Origin of the sequence: Pseudobdellovibrio sp. HCB154, assembly GCF_046267985.1 — a bacterium.
GTDB lineage: Bacteria > Bdellovibrionota > Bdellovibrionia > Bdellovibrionales > Bdellovibrionaceae > Pseudobdellovibrio.
In genome coordinates this window covers 1,752,660-1,767,274 of sequence record NZ_CP176530.1, presented here as the reverse complement: position 1 = coordinate 1,767,274, position 14,615 = coordinate 1,752,660, and the positions used below count along the sequence as shown (strand labels likewise).

At 39.4% G+C, this 14,615-nt stretch carries 19 protein-coding genes; 13 read left to right on the top strand and 6 right to left on the bottom strand.

The features are described from left to right. Positions 1 to 5 precede the first annotated feature (5 nt). Positions 6 to 356 (bottom strand): hypothetical protein, encoded by a 351-nt coding sequence (locus tag ACKWCF_RS08635; RefSeq protein ID WP_409477173.1) that lies wholly within the window; start codon positions 354 to 356, stop codon positions 6 to 8. A gap of 184 nt (positions 357 to 540) precedes the next feature. On the opposite strand from ACKWCF_RS08635, the gene ACKWCF_RS08630 reads away from it, so the two are divergent. The 11 genes from ACKWCF_RS08630 to ACKWCF_RS08580 all read left to right on the top strand — a co-directional run bounded on the left by ACKWCF_RS08630 (position 541) and on the right by ACKWCF_RS08580 (position 8,861). Further along, positions 541 to 1,161 (top strand): TIGR02466 family protein, encoded by a 621-nt coding sequence (locus ACKWCF_RS08630; RefSeq protein WP_409477172.1) that lies wholly within the window; start codon positions 541 to 543, stop codon positions 1,159 to 1,161. 23 nt (positions 1,162 to 1,184) lie between these two features. Then, entirely contained in the window at positions 1,185 to 1,736 is a 552-nt protein-coding gene (locus ACKWCF_RS08625) for a YceD family protein (RefSeq protein ID WP_409477171.1), read from the top strand. A gap of 132 nt (positions 1,737 to 1,868) precedes the next feature. Next, positions 1,869 to 2,063, top strand: coding sequence for a 50S ribosomal protein L32 (rpmF, locus tag ACKWCF_RS08620; RefSeq protein WP_409477170.1), 195 nt, complete (start codon positions 1,869 to 1,871; stop codon positions 2,061 to 2,063). Positions 2,064 to 2,084: 21 nt separating this feature from the next. After that, entirely contained in the window at positions 2,085 to 3,080 is a 996-nt protein-coding gene (locus ACKWCF_RS08615; RefSeq protein WP_409480254.1) for a beta-ketoacyl-ACP synthase III, read from the top strand. 54 nt (positions 3,081 to 3,134) lie between these two features. Next, the gene (gene fabD / locus ACKWCF_RS08610) at positions 3,135 to 4,106 is read left to right on the top strand and encodes an ACP S-malonyltransferase (RefSeq protein WP_409477169.1); all 972 of its coding nucleotides are present in this window, start codon (positions 3,135 to 3,137) and stop codon (positions 4,104 to 4,106) included. Positions 4,107 to 4,166: 60 nt separating this feature from the next. Further along, positions 4,167 to 4,907, top strand: a complete 741-nt coding sequence (gene fabG / locus ACKWCF_RS08605; protein WP_409477168.1) for a 3-oxoacyl-[acyl-carrier-protein] reductase — start codon at positions 4,167 to 4,169, stop codon at positions 4,905 to 4,907. Positions 4,908 to 5,001: 94 nt separating this feature from the next. Continuing rightward, positions 5,002 to 5,238 (top strand): acyl carrier protein, encoded by a 237-nt coding sequence (gene acpP, locus ACKWCF_RS08600; RefSeq protein ID WP_409477167.1) that lies wholly within the window; start codon positions 5,002 to 5,004, stop codon positions 5,236 to 5,238. A gap of 7 nt (positions 5,239 to 5,245) precedes the next feature. After that, a complete protein-coding gene (gene fabF, locus ACKWCF_RS08595; RefSeq protein WP_409477166.1) occupies positions 5,246 to 6,514 on the top strand; it encodes a beta-ketoacyl-ACP synthase II in 1,269 nt (422 codons plus the stop codon). A gap of 14 nt (positions 6,515 to 6,528) precedes the next feature. After that, entirely contained in the window at positions 6,529 to 6,978 is a 450-nt protein-coding gene (rpiB, locus tag ACKWCF_RS08590; protein ID WP_409477165.1) for a ribose 5-phosphate isomerase B, read from the top strand. 36 nt (positions 6,979 to 7,014) lie between these two features. Then, the gene (gene glyA / locus ACKWCF_RS08585; RefSeq protein WP_409477164.1) at positions 7,015 to 8,274 is read left to right on the top strand and encodes a serine hydroxymethyltransferase; all 1,260 of its coding nucleotides are present in this window, start codon (positions 7,015 to 7,017) and stop codon (positions 8,272 to 8,274) included. Then, the gene (locus tag ACKWCF_RS08580) at positions 8,250 to 8,861 is read left to right on the top strand and encodes a M23 family metallopeptidase (protein WP_409477163.1); all 612 of its coding nucleotides are present in this window, start codon (positions 8,250 to 8,252) and stop codon (positions 8,859 to 8,861) included. The genes glyA and ACKWCF_RS08580 overlap by 25 nt, the downstream gene beginning before the upstream one ends. Before the next feature lie 13 nt (positions 8,862 to 8,874). Here ACKWCF_RS08580 and ACKWCF_RS08575 read toward each other — a convergent pair whose 3' ends face one another. The 4 genes from ACKWCF_RS08575 to ACKWCF_RS08560 all read right to left on the bottom strand — a co-directional run bounded on the left by ACKWCF_RS08575 (position 8,875) and on the right by ACKWCF_RS08560 (position 11,702). Further along, positions 8,875 to 9,186, bottom strand: coding sequence for a hypothetical protein (locus ACKWCF_RS08575; RefSeq protein WP_409477162.1), 312 nt, complete (start codon positions 9,184 to 9,186; stop codon positions 8,875 to 8,877). Positions 9,187 to 9,257: 71 nt separating this feature from the next. After that, the gene (locus tag ACKWCF_RS08570) at positions 9,258 to 10,316 is read right to left on the bottom strand and encodes a hypothetical protein (protein WP_409477161.1); all 1,059 of its coding nucleotides are present in this window, start codon (positions 10,314 to 10,316) and stop codon (positions 9,258 to 9,260) included. Positions 10,317 to 10,452: 136 nt separating this feature from the next. Beyond that, entirely contained in the window at positions 10,453 to 11,100 is a 648-nt protein-coding gene (locus ACKWCF_RS08565) for a VTT domain-containing protein (RefSeq protein ID WP_409477160.1), read from the bottom strand. Positions 11,101 to 11,135: 35 nt separating this feature from the next. Beyond that, positions 11,136 to 11,702: a hypothetical protein gene (locus ACKWCF_RS08560; RefSeq protein ID WP_409477159.1), complete on the bottom strand. Its 567-nt coding sequence runs from the start codon at positions 11,700 to 11,702 to the stop codon at positions 11,136 to 11,138. Between the two features lie 205 nt (positions 11,703 to 11,907). Between ACKWCF_RS08560 and ACKWCF_RS08555 the strand changes: the two genes are divergently transcribed. Next, positions 11,908 to 13,062, top strand: coding sequence for a patatin-like phospholipase family protein (locus ACKWCF_RS08555; RefSeq protein ID WP_409477158.1), 1,155 nt, complete (start codon positions 11,908 to 11,910; stop codon positions 13,060 to 13,062). Next, positions 13,055 to 13,864: a PilZ domain-containing protein gene (locus ACKWCF_RS08550; RefSeq protein WP_409477157.1), complete on the top strand. Its 810-nt coding sequence runs from the start codon at positions 13,055 to 13,057 to the stop codon at positions 13,862 to 13,864. The genes ACKWCF_RS08555 and ACKWCF_RS08550 overlap by 8 nt, the downstream gene beginning before the upstream one ends. Here the strand turns inward: ACKWCF_RS08550 and ACKWCF_RS08545 are convergent. Next, the gene (locus ACKWCF_RS08545) at positions 13,830 to 14,609 is read right to left on the bottom strand and encodes an MnmC family methyltransferase (protein WP_409477156.1); all 780 of its coding nucleotides are present in this window, start codon (positions 14,607 to 14,609) and stop codon (positions 13,830 to 13,832) included. The genes ACKWCF_RS08550 and ACKWCF_RS08545 overlap by 35 nt on opposite strands. Positions 14,610 to 14,615: the final 6 nt, after the last annotated feature.

Genomic DNA, 14,615 nt, shown 5'->3' with positions numbered 1-14,615 from the left:
ATTTATTATTCTAAATCTTTGAACTCTTGCGCAAGTCTTTTATCGTTTTGTTGTTGAGAAGCTGCACTGTGCTTTTTCTCTTTAGCAAAAGTTAACATGTCTTTTTTAGTTCTAACATGCACTGTTTGTGCGTTATCAGCGATAACTTGCGAACCAGTATCTGGCGTTTGAGCTGCGATACGGCTTGTTTCAACAGTTTCTTTGATTTGTTTGTGTAATTGATTTTGAGCTTGAGAGTTTTCTTTAATGATTGCATCAAAATCCACTGAATCAGCGGCGTAAACTTGTGAGCCTAAAACCATCATTAAAGCTAAAGATAGTTTGGCGAAGCCGAATGATTTAAAAGATGTTTTCATATAAACTCCTTATTTACAGGTTTTTATTGCAACCTTAGGACCCATTATCAGGTCTCAACTTGAGACAACTTAAAGGCTCAGATCGGTTAAAACCAATTAGGAATTTTTATGAGCTGTAAAATAATTTTACATAGGCCAAAAAGCGCTTACATATTAGGGGCTTATACCGTAAATATGACTTTCTATGATACAGGCCTTCGTCACCCAAATTTACAATAAGCCCTTGGCTGCGCCCAAAATCCTCCGTTCTTTAAGTAACAACCTACTCGAAGATGTGGAAAACCTATTAGCTTCGGACGAAGTTGGTCATAAATGGTCAGATAAAAATTATGTTTCAGGGTACACCAGTTACGGGTCGGTCGATAAGCTTCATTTAGTATTACCGAACTTCAAAAAATTAGAGCAAACCCTTGAAATTCATCTGAAAAATTACTTAAGCTCACTTGAATATGACATTAAAGCTTCAGATCTTTATTTAAGTCATTGCTGGGTGAATGTTATGCCAGAAGGGGCGCAGCATACAGCCCATATCCACCCGCTTTCTGTAATTAGCGGAACGGTTTATTTACAATTACCTAAAGGTTCTAGCCCAATCAAATTTGAAGATCCACGTTTGGGGTTCTTTATGAATTCTCCAATGCCAAAGGAAAGCGCTAAAACAGCCAACAAACGCTTTTTATCTTTAAAACCTAAAGAAGGCGATGTGGTGCTCTTTGAAAGCTGGTTACGTCACGAAGTGCCCCAAAACACCACCGAAGAACCGCGCATTAGCGTAAGTTTCAATTACGGCTGGAAAAAAGACTAAATTAGCTATATAAGGACAACGCTATGAAAATCAAATTACATGAAATCCCAGAAGAAGGCCGCGAATATATTTATAACCGCAATACGGGCGAATTAAATGCCGTGTTAGCTGACTTAATTGAAGACGCGCCCTATGAAGCAAAGCTTTTTATCCGTCCTTTAAATACTAAAAACTACGATGTAGCTGGCTATATTAAAAGTGAAACACCAGAATTATGCTCTCAATGTGGCGAAAGTTTTAAATTTAAAGCTGAAGCCAAAATCCATGAAATTTTAATTCCGGGTGCTGAAGAAATCAAAAATAGCCAGTTTGCTAAATCAAACCATGTTTCAGAACTTAATGAAGATGGCCCCGGGGTGTCAGAATACTTCGGCGACCAGTTCGATATGGGCGAGTTCTTACATGAAGCTATTGCGTTTTCTATTCCATTTAACCCACGCCATGAAGCTGGTGATCCTGCTTGTAAAACAAGCTTTAAATCAGCTGACGGCGATGCTTTTATTTATGATGAAAAAATGGGCGAAGAGAAAAAGAATAATGCCTTTAATGTACTCAAAGGCTTAAAGCTGAATTAATTCAGTTAAAGTCTTGCCTTTTGCGCTACTATCGTACATAAATTAGAACCTTATTTTATTTTGCTGAAAGCAGATAATATTTAATATTCCTCGTATATACGGAAGCGAAATACGAGTTACTAGGAGTTAGAAATGCCTACACCGAAGAAGAAAACGTCGAAATCACGCCGTGATATGAGAAGATCGCACGATGCTTTAGAAGCACCTGCAATGGCAATTGATAAAAAATCTGGAGAGTTAGTACGTCCTCACCGCGCTTTTAAAGCTGCTGACGGCGCATTTTACTACAAAGGTAAACAAATCAGCGCTCCTAAAGCTAAGAAATAGTTTTTAGCCACTGCCATGTCTATAACCAGTCAGTTTAAAACAAGAATTGCAGGGGTAGGTTCTTACCTACCCGAACAAGTTTTAACAAATTACGACCTTGAAAAAATGGTCGAAACTTCACACGACTGGATCGTTCAAAGAACAGGCATCGTTCACCGTCACAAGGTCGCCGAAGGTGAAGGTACGTCAGATTTAGTTGTTAAAGCTGCTGAACGTGCATTGAAAGATGCCAATCTTACCGCTCAAGATTTAGATTTAATTATCGTAGCTACAGTTTCTGGCGACTATCGTATGCCAGCAACAGCTTGTATTGTTCAGACAAAACTAGGCGCTAAAAACGTTATGGCTTTTGATTTAGCTGCAGCCTGCACAGGCTTTGTTTATGCACTTCATGTGGCTGATCAATTTATTAAAACTGGCGTTTACAAAAATATCTTAATCGCCGGCGCCGAAAATCTAACTAAATTAGTTAACTATAAAGACCGCGAAACTTGCATTCTTTTTGGCGATGGCGCAGGCGCAATGATCGTATCGCGCGCAAGCAACACAGATGAAAACACGGTGATTTCAACTCACTGTCATGCAGAAGGCGCGCACGCTGAATTATTATGGTTCGAAGCTGGTGGAACTAAAATTCCATTTAGCCAAGAAGTTTTAGATTCAGGCAAACACTTCATGAAAATGAAGGGTAAAGAAATCTTCAAACATGCAACGCGCACTATGGCAGCAGCCTGTTATGAAGCTTTAGATGCTGGCGGTAAAACTCCGGCAGATCTAGACTGGATTGTTCCTCACCAAGCAAATCAACGTATTACTGAAGCTGTGGCGAACCAATTCGAATTCCCGATGGAAAAAATTGTTTCTACAGTTCACGAAACAGGAAATACATCTGCAGCTTCTATTCCGATTGCCTTTGATATGGCTTATCGCGATGGAAGAATTAAACGCGGACAGTTAATCCTTCTCACTGCCTTTGGATCTGGTTTAACTTCAGGTTCAGCATTATTAAGATTTTAATCTTAAAATTACAAAACTAAGATTTTATATTTCAAATAACTAAGGAGTATAGTTATGTCGTTTTCTTTTATTTATCCAGGTCAAGGAAGCCAAGCCCCAGGAATGGGAAAGTTCTTATTCGACGAATTCCAAGTGGCTCGCACAACTTACGAAGAAGCTTCTGACGCTCTATCTATTGATTTAAAAAAATTATGTTTTTCAGGAACTGAGCAAGAATTAGCGTTAACTGAAAACACTCAACCAGCTTTACTTACAACATCTGTTGCCACAGCACGTGTTTTAAATACGACTTTTGGAATTAAACCAACAGCAACGGCGGGGCACTCAATCGGCGAATACTCTTCATTTGTTGAAGGTGGCGTTTTTAAATTTGCTGACGCGGTTCGCGCCGTACGCTCTCGTGGACAATACATGCAATCAGCAGTTCCTGTTGGCGAAGGTGGAATGACAGCGACTTTAGGTTTAGATGAAGCCCAAGCGATGTTTTTATGTAAATGGACCGAAGAACAATCTGGCTTTAAACCTGTTAATCCAGCGAACTTTAACTGTGACGGGCAAATCGTTATCAGCGGAAGTTTAAAAGCTTTAAACTGGTTAAAAGATAATTTTAAATCAGAGATCTTTACGCAAAACGGATTGCCTGAGCCACGTCGTGCGAAATTAATTCCACTAGCGGTATCAGCGCCGTTTCACTGTGATTTAATGAAGCCTGCTGAAGAAAAAATGCGTGCGTTTTTAAACGCTATCGAATTCAAAAATTCATCGCTTCCGATTTTTCAAAACTTTCACGCTAAAGCTGAAACAGATGCTGCGGTGTTAAAAGAAAACCTAATCAAACAAGTTTCAGGATCAGTAAAATGGACACAAAGCATGTTGGCTATGAAACAAGCTGGTCATAAGCGTTTTATTGAATGTGGTCATGGAACTGTTTTAAAAGGACTGTTGAAGAAAATTGATGCTGAATTTGAAGTGTTTTCTACACAAAATTTAGACGATTTAAAGCTTATTGAAGCAGCGCAAAAGTAACCTAAAAAAGTCCTTGAGCAATAGCTCTAGTTCAGTCAGGTTATACATCAGGAGTCACAAGTGGATTTAAAAGGTAAAAATATTTTTATCACAGGCGGAAGCCGTGGTATCGGTGCCGGTATCGCAAAAAAATGTGCTGAGCTAGGTGCGCGTGTTGCATTTACTTATTCAAGCGCAGAAGCGCAAGCGCAAGCGGTTTTGGCGTCATTACCAGGTTCTGGACATTTAACTTTTAAAATGAATGTGACTTCTAAAGAAGAGGTTGATTCTGTTTGCGGAAGAGTGATTGAGGCCTTCGGTGAAGTTCATGGCGTTGTGAACAACGCTGGTATTACTAAAGATCAATTAATCCTTCGTATGAAAGATGAAGACTTTGACGCTGTTTTAAAAGCGAATCTTTACGGTCCATATTATGTAAGTAAAGCGTTTGCAAAAAACTTGTTAAGAACTAAAAACGCGTCTGTTGTAAATATCTCATCTGTGATTGGCTCTAGCGGCAACGCTGGTCAAGCTAACTACGCAGCGTCTAAAGCTGGTATCGAAGGCTTTACGCGCTCATTAGCGCTTGAGTTAGGCTCTAGAAACGTACGTTTTAACGCTGTAGCACCGGGCTATATCAAATCAGATATGACAGATGCTTTAGGAGAAGATCAGCTTAAGTTTTTCTCCGAGAAAATTCCATTAGGCAGAGCTGGTGAAGCTCATGAAGTGGCACAAACAGTTGCTTTTTTATTAAGCGATGCTTCTTCATACATCACAGGTCAAACCATTCATGTAAATGGTGGACTTTATTTAAACTAGAATTTAGATTTAATTTTTAAATTTAAAGTAATTTAAAACTACTGAAAAAGAGAACAACAAGAGGTCGCGCTGAAAGCGCGCAAGGAGAAATACCATGTCAGTACAAGCTAAAGTAAAAGATATCATCGTTGACCAATTAGGCGTTGATCCAGAGAAAGTAAAATTAGAATCAAAATTCATTGAAGACTTAGGCGCTGACAGCTTAGATATCGTTGAATTAGTTATGGCTATGGAAGAAGAATTCGACATCGAAATTCCAGACGAAGACGCTGAAAAATTAAAAACAGTTAACGACGTTCAAAGCTACCTAGTTTCTAAAGGCAAAGCTTAGTCTTAATATGTCTATTTCTTTCACTCGCAAAGGCGGACAGCAAAGAGTTGTAGTAACAGGCATGGGAGTTGTCTCCCCGCTTGGTAATTCACTAACCGACACTTGGAACAATGCTTTAAACGGTGTTTCAGGTATCGCTAACATCACAAAGTTTGATGCTAGTAAATTTGATGTTCGTTTTGCTGGTGAAGTAAAAAACTTCAATCCAGATACATACGTTGATAAAAAAGAGCAAAAGAAGATGGATACTTTTATCCAGTATGCGATTGCTTGTTCTAAAATGGCGTTTGATCAATCTGGATTAGTTGTTTCTGATGAAATGGCTCCACGAGCTGGTGCCATCATCGGATCTGGTATGGGTGGTCTTCCGATTATCGAAGAACAACATACAAAAGTTATGGAGCGTGGCCCTTCGCGCGTGTCTCCATTCTTTATTCCGGCAGCCATTACAAATCTAGCGGCTGGCTGGGTAACTATGAATCACAACTTAAAAGGTCCAAGCTACAGCTTAGCTTCTGCTTGTGCTTCTGGAGTGCATTCATTAGGCGAAGCTTACAATTACATTCGCTTTGGAATGGCCGATGCTATGGTTGCTGGAGGAACTGAATCTACAGTTTGCCCGTTAGCGATCGCTGGTTTTGGTAATATGCGAGCTCTATCAACTCGTAATGATGATCCAACTAAAGCATCTCGCCCGTGGGATAAAGACCGTGATGGTTTTGTTCTTGGCGAAGGTTGTGCGATTTTCGTTGTTGAATCTTTAGAATCAGCAATGAAACGCAATGCGAATATTCTTTGTGAAATTACTGGCTATGGTGCTTCATCAGATGCTTACCACATCACGTCACCAGATCCTAATGGCGCAGGCTTTGTTTTAGCGATGAATAATGCTTTGAATGACGCTGGTATTGCTAAAGATAAAGTAAATTACATCAACGCTCACGGAACATCGACTCCGATGGGTGATCCAATTGAATCAAATGCTGTAAAAACTGTTCTAGGCGAACATGCTAAAAAAGTTTGGGTTTCTTCAACGAAATCTATGACTGGCCACTTATTAGGGGCTGCAGGCGCGTTAGAATCAGCACTTTGCATTCAGTCTATTGTTTCTCAAACAGTAGCTCCAACGATCAATCTAGAGAATGTCAGCCCTGATTGCGACCTTGATTATGTTCCAAATACGGCACGTAAAGGTCAAATCAATCATGTAATGAATAATTCTTTTGGATTCGGTGGGACAAACAGCTGTTTAGTTTTCTCAAAATTCGAAAAATAACGTACCTTTAGGGTATGAAAAGAATTTTAATTGCTGGCGACCACGCTGCGGTCGACTTAAAAGCTGCTATTGTTACAAATTTAAAAGCCCAAGGTTTTACGGTTGAAGACTTCGGTCCTTTCACAACTGAGTCTGTAGACTTTCCTGACTTTGCAAATAAGGTCTGCGAAAAGTTAAAACCTGAAGATCCAGATACTATGGGTATTTTAGTTTGCGGCTCCGGCCAAGGTATGGCGATGCGTGCGAACAAATTCAAACACATTCGCGCAGCTTTGGTTTACTCCGATGAAATCGCCAAACTTGCTAAAGAACATAACAATGCTAACGTAATTTGCATGGGTTCAAGATTTGCGACTGCTGAACAAGCCAACAAATGGATAAAAATCTTTATGGATGCGAAATTCAGCGAAGGCCGTCACACTGCGCGTGTTGCAAAAATCGGTGAAAATCCGTCATACTGTTAATACAGCTACGCACTAACGAAAAAACCGAGGTCACCTATGTCTAGCACAAATGTTTTTCCTAATTTTAATGATTCAGAAGTTTTTAACTTAATCGAACAAGAATCAACTCGCCAAAAATTTGGTTTAGAGATGATTGCTTCTGAAAACTATACCTCGCCGCAAGTTATGAAAGCGCAAGGTTCTATTTTAACTAACAAATATGCTGAGGGTTACCCTGGTAAACGTTACTACGGTGGTTGCCAATTCGTTGATGGCGTGGAAACAATTGCCATCGAACGCGCTAAAAAACTTTTTAATGTTAAATTTGCAAACGTCCAACCGCATGCGGGCTCACAAGCTAACATGGCTGTGTACTTAGCCGCTTGCAAAGCTGGCGACACAATCTTAGGAATGGATTTATCTCACGGCGGCCATTTAACTCATGGATCACCAGTTAATTTTTCGGGTTTATTATTTAAAGCCGCTAGTTACAAATTAGATCCAACAACTGGATTAATTAACTACGACACAATCAGAAATACCGCTAAAGAAGTAAAACCAAGAATGATTATCGCAGGATATTCAGCTTACTCTCGTCATTTAGATTTTGCTAAATTTCGCGAAATCGCGACTGAAGTTGGCGCTGACTTAATGGTGGATATGGCGCACTTTGCAGGACTTGTAGCAAGCGGGCATCACCAATCCCCTGCTGAATATGCAGATTTTATCACTTCAACGACTCACAAAACATTACGTGGTCCGCGCGGTGGTATTATTTTAACTAACTCGGAAGAAAAAGCGAAAGCTTTAAATTCGAGAATTTTTCCTGGTATCCAAGGTGGACCTCTTGAACACATTATCGCAGCCAAAGCCGTAGCTTTCGGTGAAGCGCTTCAACCAGAATTTAAAACATACATCGATCAAGTTTTAAAAAATGCAAAAGTTTTAGCTGAAGAAATGAAATCTCAAGGCTTTAACTTAGTTACTGGCGGAACTGATAACCACTTAATCTTAGTAGATTTAAAACAATCACAAGTGGCCGACACTGTGACTGGAAAAATCGCTGAAGGCATTTTAGATAATGCGGGCATTACTGTGAATAAAAACACAGTGCCAAATGAAACTCGTTCTCCGTTTGTAACAAGTGGTATCCGTATCGGAACACCGGCTCTTACAACGCGCGGAATGAAAGAAAAAGAAATGAAAGTCATCGCTAATTGGATTTCTCAAGTTTTAAAAAATCCAGAAAACACAGATTTACATCAAAGAATACACAACGAAGTGAAAGAGCTATGCAAAAATTTTCCAATTTACTAATTTTACCGCTTTTATTAACAACATTACTTTTTGAATCAGGCTGCGTGAGCCATCAGACAGCTTCTTCTAATAACGAAAATGGCGACGAAGTAAAAGTTGAAATTGATAAAGGCACCAACTCATTTAAAAAAAGCAAACCCTCGCGCATGAAAGAAAAACCTTTCTTTGACTGGCCTGTGGTTGAAGCGCGTATGTCACGCGGCTTTTTACCTAAAGTGACTCGCAAGCGCAAACGTCCACATAAAGGGATTGATTTAGCAGCCCAACGCGGAACAGCCGTTATGGCGGCACACGATGGTATGGTGATCTATACCGGTAAAGAATTTAAAGGCTATGGTAAAATGCTGATGATTGAAAAAGATGGCTGGGCCACACTTTACGGTCACTTAGATAAAATCATCGTTTATGAAGGTCAAAAAGTAAAACAAGGCGATGTGGTTGGTGCTTTAGGCAATACCGGAAGATCCTCTGGGCCGCATTTACATTTTGAAATCAGAAAAGCTGACGGACCGATTGATCCCCTACCATACTTACCGGCCGGTGAAGCTCTTACAAACGACGTTGATAACGGAGCTGAGGAGTACTAGTTACTTCTTTGCTTTAATCAATCTCTTCAAGATTTAAAATATCCTTACAGATCTGCATTTGACGATCGATCTCGCGTAAAGCATTGCGAAGCTTTAAACGCTCTCGGTCGTCTAAATCAGCCTCCATAGCTTGCTTTACGAAGTTATGCTTTTTTAGCCACTGTCCATAGCGTGAAGCATAGGTTTCAGGAATACCGATACGTAAGGCAGCACCCCTGGCATTTCCGTCTTCCATAAATTCAGAGATAAATTTTAAAGTTTCTAATGTTAGTAGATGCTTGTGAGCTTTAAGCTTAGATGAAAATCCCATTTGTCTGATACGCATAGATATATCAGAAACGCAAAAAGCCGGTTTTTCAACCGGCTTTTTAGATAACTTAATAAATTAAGTCAGAATTATAAAGAGATAACAGTAGCTAAAACGTAGCTGATGTTTTCTTTTTTGTATAATTCTTGTTCTTCTGTTGCAACGCCAGCAGATTTAGTTGGAGTAGCTACTGCAACTTCTGGATTAAGAGCTAATTTGCCACCGAAGAAAGTAGAGTAAATACCAACACCTGACAAGTAAGTATCACTTGTAGAAGTCATAGTTGCAGTCGTCATTTTATGATCGAAACCTGCGTAACCGTAGAATTGAGTTGCGTCAGTTTGGTTGTAATATACGTAACCGTAGTGGATTAAACGAGAAGACGCTTCGAAAGAACCTGGTTTACCATTTTCTTTAGTGAATTCAGTTTTAGCACCTAAAGTTTGACGTGGATTTAAATAGTAAGAAACAGTCCATTTAGGAGTTAATGTCCAAGCGATTTCAACGTCAGCACGTAGGATACCGTAGAAATCATCCATATCGTGACCGAAGTTGTTAATTTCAGCAGTGTGACCTGGCATATAGTACCAGAATGCAGGAGCGATATCGTCTGAACCTAAGATACCTTTAGTTTTAGTACCTAAAGTAGCTACTGTGAAAGATTGTTTGATATCAGAAGATTCAAAGTTTTTCTCAGAAGTTTGATCGTGGTCGTAAGTGTAGTATTGACGTAAACCAAGCTTTTCAGTTGCAGTGATTTTGTAAGATGCACCGATGTAGTTAGTTGTAGAGATTGTAGATCTACCGATATCTTTACCACCAGCGTAATCAACAGATGATTCATTTAACAAAGTAACACCCCATTTTTTAGCTGGAGCTTGAGCTGCTGGAGCAACTGCAGTCGAAGTAGCTGCTGCTGGAGCAACTTGAGTTTGAGCTGTAGTGTTAGTTGTAGCTGGAGCTACTTGAGCGCCCTCTTTTTTCTCTTCTTTTTTAGCTTTTTTCTTAGCTTTCTTTTTACCGTGAGCTGGAGCATCAGCAGATTTACCGTGAGCTTCAGTTGTTGCAGATGCCGTTGTCGTTGTTTCTGAAGCTGCAGTAGCTACAGATGCGCATAATAATAATGCCGCGATGATATTTAGTTTCACTTAATTCCCCCTTAAGTATTGTTTGCTAAACTTTAAAAAACCTAGCCTTTTAGGCAGGTTTCATCGCAAACATAGTGCCATTAATTGGAGTCAATTCAACCCTAATTTAGTGTAAAAACCTTAAATTATGCTTAGTTTATAAACTTTTCACGAATGTTTTACGAATAATACCCAATAAAAATGGTGCCAAAGAAAGCCCGACGATTCCCATGACTAACACGGTAAAGTTCTTCTGAACAAAGGGGATTTGACCAAAAAGATAGCCTGCCGTCGTAAAAATAGAAACCCAAGCCACAGATCCTAATAAAGACATTCTAAAGAACATCTTATAAGACATACGCGTAAGACCTGCTACAAAGGGAGCAAAAGTTCTGATAATCGGGAAAAAGCGCGCCAAAGACACAGCCCAAAGCCCCTTCTTATTGTAGAATTCTTCAGTGGCTTTAAGGTGTTTAGGAGAAAACATAAAGCTTAACTTATGCTTGGTCTCAAAAGCCCTACGCCCAAATTTAAGACCGACATAATAGTTTAAACTGTCGCCGATCAATGAAGCACAAATTAACAGGGGAACTAAAAATTCGATGCGCAAATCAACAGGATTAATCGCGCACAAAGCACCGGCTGCGAATAATAAAGAATCGCCCGGCAAAAATGGCATAATCACTAAGCCTGTTTCAGCAAAGATAATTAAAAAAAGCACAAGGTAAACACCTGGGCCATACATTTGAAGCCAAAGATTTAGAGTTTGATCAAGATGCAAAATGGAATGGATTAGTTCAGCCATTCCATAAGCTTATAGATTTTTTTTAAATTCGACAATTAGTTTGAAGGTTGTAAGTCAGCGTGTTGCGCTAAAACTTCATCCACGTTTTTGTACATAGTAGCTACGCGGTAATTTCTTTGTTCAGAGTAGAAAAAATCATCATTCGCGAAAGAAATCGCGGCCATTTGATGATAAGCATAGCCATTTTTTACAACAGTGATTAATAAAACATACTTTTCACAACCTTCGCCAATACAACGAGCACGAATATCTAATTTAGTGCCTTGAGTTGGATCATCATACACTCCGTACGTGTCTTGATTTAATGAATGTGTTGTATCAATCGGAATATAGTTTACTGCGCGACTGATTATTTCAGAAGTTACTGTGTTAGTGCCGTTTCCGTTATCTTGCGGAGTGCTTACTGAATTTAGTGAGTAGCTGATATTATCTTGTGTGTCGGCTTGCTGAATTGATTGGTTGGTAATTTGAGGGTTCATCACTTGCTGACTTGTTTTTGCGCCACGGATTTTAGATTGTTTCTTAGCGCAAGACAGACCTGAAAAAGCTAATGTAGCCATCGCTAATACTAAGATCATTTTGTTAGATTTTAAGTTTTTCATAAAAACCTCGCTTTTTCTTTTTAAACTAAGAGTTCAACAAAGATGCCAGACTTCTCTCTTAAAATGAGACAGTTTTTGTATCATGCTGAGGCTTTTTCTGTCTCACACTGAGATCGGTGACAACCACCGCTTTACGGGTCCGAAGTCTAGTCAACGAAACACGCTACTGACAAAGGGCTTAGGAACTTGCGACACTATACTTAGTATGAATAAGAACACAGCTTTAGTTTTGTCTGGCGGCGGAGCCAGAGGTGCCTACCAAGTCGGAGTTTTACAAGGACTCTCTGAAATTTTAAAAAAAGAAAAAATCGAGCCGCCCTTTCGCATTTTATCTGGCACAAGCGCTGGGGCGATTAATACAGCAAAACTGGCGTCAACAAATGGTGATTTTCATAGCGCTGTGAGCGAACTTGTTCAGCTCTGGTCAAAAATCAAAACAGATCAGGTTTTTAAAGCGGATATTATTTCGTTAAACACTTTAGGATTAGGTGCGCTTTTAGGTGGAAAACAGAAAAAATTTAATTCTATTCTAGATACAGCACCGCTTAAAAATTTAATCGATAAAAACTGCAATTTTAAAAACGTTCAAAGCAATCTAGAAAAGGGTTTGTTTGATAGCGTAATCATCACAGCTAATAACTATTCCCGCAATAGCGCTGTAAGCTTTATTCAGACTGCGTCTCGCGTAAATGAAAAGCTTTTAAAATGGAAAGAGTTAAGAAGAAAAGCTGTTCATGCTCAACTTCAATCAGAACATATTTTAGCTTCTTCAGCGATTCCGATGCTGTTTCCCCCGATTCAAATTACCGGCGAACCTTATGGTGATGGTTGTGTTCGTAATAACACACCTTGTAGCCCTTCTATCCGCATGGGAGCCAACAAGCTGCTTGTGATTGGCGTAAGATCAGCCAACAGTTCTGGCGGAGCTCCACTCAAAGAAGATTCAAGAGTTATTCACGAAGCTTCAATGGTGAGAATTTTAAATACTTTATTAAACGCCGTAATGCTTGATTCTGTTGAGCAAGATGTTCACCGCATTCAAAGATTAAATGCTCTTTATGATGAGGCTACAACTCACAATATGCATTTTAAAGCAACGTCGCTAAAAAAATTACCGGCTATTTGCATTTCTCCAAGTCAAGATATCGGAGAGTTGGCGCGCACCAAGGCCCATCACGTACCGCGTATTTTACGTATGACAATCAGCGCGTTTGGTGAATTAGATGAAGCCAGCGAAATTTTAAGTTATCTTTTATTTGATAGTGATTTTTGTAAAAGTTTAATTGATATGGGTCACAAAGACTGCTTGAACCAGAAAAAAGAAATTCTTAATTTTTTAAACGAGGAAGCTTATGACTAAATGGTTTGTAAATTCGAACAACTACATCAGAGGTCCTTTTTCAACTGAAGAAGTTAAAGAGCAAATGACAGGCTTTAGTGATCAGATGCATACGACTTTTTTATGGTCACGTGGTCACGCTGAATGGATCAGAGCTGATAAGTGGAATCCAGAAACAAACGTACAGCAATTTCAACCGACAATGACTCAGTCGATGGCTGAAGAAAAAACATTCACGCCGCAGGCAAAAAATATTTTCGACAAACCAACAAACCGCGCCTCAAAAGCTGAAGTGATCGAAGACATCAAATCTTCAATGGTTGAAAAATTCCGTGTTCAGTATGACTTTGTTGATAAAGGCGAAATGACTAAAGAAGAATTGACCGCTTTTACCGCGAAACAAGAAGACGTTTCAAAAATCTCGATCTTTGATAAAAAAGACCGCGAATGGAAAGAAATCTATTCTATGCCAGATATCGTTCAACGCCTTGGTATTTCTCGTAGAGAAAACCAACGTGTACCGATCTTAGCGCAATTCTCTGGCACACATTTAGGCACTAATGAAAGATTTAATGGCCGAGTCATCACCATCAGTGAAGGTGGTATTGGCATTACCGATAATTTCGATTTAAAATTGGGTGAAACTATTCAGGGCCAATTAACAAGCCCGCATTTTTATTCTCCGGTTAATATGACAGCTGAAGTGACTTACGCAGGCCTTGATGGCTATGTGGGTTTAAAATTCGTCAATATGAATGATGAAACAAAAGCTTTAGTGATGGATTATATTAAACGCTTTGGAAAAGATGGCGAAGAGCAATAAATTCTCCGCGTAGAGCTAAAGTCGCATCTCTTTTTCCGCTAAATCCTGGGCGCTTAATGAATAAAAAACCATTTCTTTGAAGCGCTCTTTTTAAATTTCCTGTACAAGCGTAAGTGGCAAACACACAATCTTTGGCGCATAACTGAGTTAAAAAGAAATCTAAAAATTCATCGGTCCATAGCGGGCCATCGGTAAATTGGCTAAAAGCATCGTAAGCGACAAACTGAAATGGTTGTAAAATGGAAGTTTTGGCAGTTAATTCACCTAGAATTTTCCAATCAAATGAACGGGGACTGGTATTCTGACTCCCCGTTTGAGCTTTTGAGTATTCAATCACTCTGTTTTTTTCGACTGATAGCTTTTCACAGATCAAGTCGTAAATTTCATTTGTTTTTCCATTTAACCAGGCCGTGAATTCTTCAGTTAATTCAGTTTCTTTTTCAAAACTGGTCAGGTTGGCAGAAATGGCAGGATTTGTAGCTAGATTTTGCAAAACAGAAAGCTCGATATACCCTAAACCAAGCCCCACAACGCCGATTGAGAGCTGATTTTGTTTAAGCTCTGCTAGCGCCTGTAAAGTATTTTTAAATGGCCCTGTGTAGATATAAAGAGTCTCAGCCGCAGCCCCGCCCGAATGGTGCATAGATTCTGGCATTTTTTCGGGGTGTAGTGTGTTTGAATTTTTAAGCCGTAGTGTAGGACTTCCATCGGCGGTTAATTCAATGACAAAAGATTTGAGATCCACTATAAA

Bases quoted from the DNA above. Each gene is read 5' to 3' on its own strand.
- ACKWCF_RS08625 (WP_409477171.1), top strand. From the start codon at position 1,185: ATGAAAATCAAATTACATGAAATCCCAGAAGAAGGCCGCGAATATATT.
- ACKWCF_RS08575 (WP_409477162.1), bottom strand. From the start codon at position 9,186: ATGCGTATCAGACAAATGGGATTTTCATCTAAGCTTAAAGCTCACAAG.
- ACKWCF_RS08555 (WP_409477158.1), top strand. From the start codon at position 11,908: ATGAATAAGAACACAGCTTTAGTTTTGTCTGGCGGCGGAGCCAGAGGT.
- glyA (WP_409477164.1), top strand. From the start codon at position 7,015: ATGTCTAGCACAAATGTTTTTCCTAATTTTAATGATTCAGAAGTTTTT.
- fabF (WP_409477166.1), top strand. From the start codon at position 5,246: ATGTCTATTTCTTTCACTCGCAAAGGCGGACAGCAAAGAGTTGTAGTA.
- rpmF (WP_409477170.1), top strand. From the start codon at position 1,869: ATGCCTACACCGAAGAAGAAAACGTCGAAATCACGCCGTGATATGAGA.
- ACKWCF_RS08565 (WP_409477160.1), bottom strand. From the start codon at position 11,100: ATGGCTGAACTAATCCATTCCATTTTGCATCTTGATCAAACTCTAAAT.
- acpP (WP_409477167.1), top strand. From the start codon at position 5,002: ATGTCAGTACAAGCTAAAGTAAAAGATATCATCGTTGACCAATTAGGC.
- ACKWCF_RS08560 (WP_409477159.1), bottom strand. From the start codon at position 11,702: ATGAAAAACTTAAAATCTAACAAAATGATCTTAGTATTAGCGATGGCT.
- fabD (WP_409477169.1), top strand. From the start codon at position 3,135: ATGTCGTTTTCTTTTATTTATCCAGGTCAAGGAAGCCAAGCCCCAGGA.
- ACKWCF_RS08635 (WP_409477173.1), bottom strand. From the start codon at position 356: ATGAAAACATCTTTTAAATCATTCGGCTTCGCCAAACTATCTTTAGCT.
- rpiB (WP_409477165.1), top strand. From the start codon at position 6,529: ATGAAAAGAATTTTAATTGCTGGCGACCACGCTGCGGTCGACTTAAAA.
- ACKWCF_RS08630 (WP_409477172.1), top strand. From the start codon at position 541: ATGATACAGGCCTTCGTCACCCAAATTTACAATAAGCCCTTGGCTGCG.
- ACKWCF_RS08580 (WP_409477163.1), top strand. From the start codon at position 8,250: ATGCAAAAATTTTCCAATTTACTAATTTTACCGCTTTTATTAACAACA.
- ACKWCF_RS08550 (WP_409477157.1), top strand. From the start codon at position 13,055: ATGACTAAATGGTTTGTAAATTCGAACAACTACATCAGAGGTCCTTTT.